The following is a 1,439-nucleotide window of genomic DNA, read 5'->3' as shown; positions in this document are numbered from 1 at the left end:
TGAACTGGCCCCCGAAAGTTGGACTGGTTTAATTCTAGGCGGTTAGGGCTTCAAGGGTCTGATTTCGATATTGCATCGGGGTCAGGCCCTTGAGTCGTTGTTGGATGCGTTCGGTGTTGTACCACTGGATGTACTCGTCGATGGCCTGGTTGAACTCTGCGACGGTGTCGAAGACTTCTCCGTGGTACATCTCGGTTTTTAAGTGCCCGAAGAAATTCTCCATGACCGCGTTGTCGTAACAGTTGGCTTTACGCGACATTGACTGAACACCACCGTTGTCATGAATCAGGTTGCGCCAGGACGAATGCTGGTACTGGAAACCTTGATCGGTATGCATCATCCACCCAGGCTCAGGCGCACACGTTTTAATCGTCTTAGTTAAAGAATCGGCGGTAAACGCTGTCGACGGCGATGTAGACACGGTGTGGGCAACGATTGAACGGTCGAACAGATCCATCACCGGTGACAGGTAGACCTTGCGGCCTGCGACCCTGAACTCGGTGACGTCGCTAACAAAGACGGTATTTGGCTTATCTGGAGTGAACTTGCGGTCAAGTGTGTTGTCGGCAATGTGGCTGATCGTCCCGTTATAAGAAACATATGGCCTGCGCTGGCGGACCTTGGCTCGAAGCCCCATCTCGCGCATGAGTTTGTAGACGAGCTTGTGATTGACCACCCACCCCTGGTTGCGCAGGTCAAGTAGCACTCGTCGGTAGCCGTAGCGATACTTGTTGCGCTCGAAGCTTCCCCGGATCGCGTCTTTGAGCGCAGCGTGCTTATCCGGATCGCTGAGTCGTTTCTGGTGATAGAAGAATGTCGACCGTGCCATGCCGGCCGCATCCAAAAGGTATTGCAGACGATGCCGTGACTTGAGGATGACAATCGCCTGGACCTTCAGGCGTGTCCCTGATTCCTCAAGTCCCGCAATTTTTTTAGATATGCGTTTTCCGCTTCCAACCGCGCGATCTGGCGACGCAGCTTCGCTTCCTCCGAAAGCGGCTTCGGCGTGCGCGAACCCTTGGGCCTGCCCTTCGGCTTCGGTTTTAGTGCCTCATCGCCACCTTTACGCCATTTCCTCGACCATCCGCCGACCAAGTGCTCTGATGACAGGCCAAACTCGCGCGCAAGATCCATCGCTGTCTCACCAGAAAGGTGGCGTTGGACAACTTCCTTCTTGATTTCGAACGAATACTGCTGCTTAGTCGGTTTTTCCACAAGACATAGTCTGCCATGCAGCTTAAACCGACGACAGAGCATACGGGCGGCGTATGTGGAGACACCAAGAGCAGTAGCAGCGGCACGATAGCCCACGCCTTGCTCAAATAGTTCAACCAACTGCTCCCGCTGATGCTCACTCACCAAACTTCGAGCTCTCAATGAAAACTACTCCCCACTAATCGGAAACTGATTTCTCAGTCCAACTAATGGGGAGCAGTTCA

Annotated in this window: 1 pseudogene; it reads right to left on the bottom strand. The window is 53.6% G+C overall.

The features are described from left to right. Positions 1–34: 34 nt before the first annotated feature. Positions 35–1,238, bottom strand: a pseudogene (locus MHY24_RS11965) (IS3 family transposase); the annotation flags it as partial. Positions 1,239–1,439 lie beyond the last annotated feature (201 nt).

The sequence above is a fragment of the Corynebacterium sp. ACRPQ genome (assembly GCF_022347225.1).
GTDB classification, from domain to species: Bacteria; Actinomycetota; Actinomycetes; order Mycobacteriales; family Mycobacteriaceae; genus Corynebacterium; species Corynebacterium tuberculostearicum_D.
The sequence above is the reverse complement of the archived record's forward strand: the minus strand, read 5'-3'. Positions and strand labels throughout refer to the sequence as shown.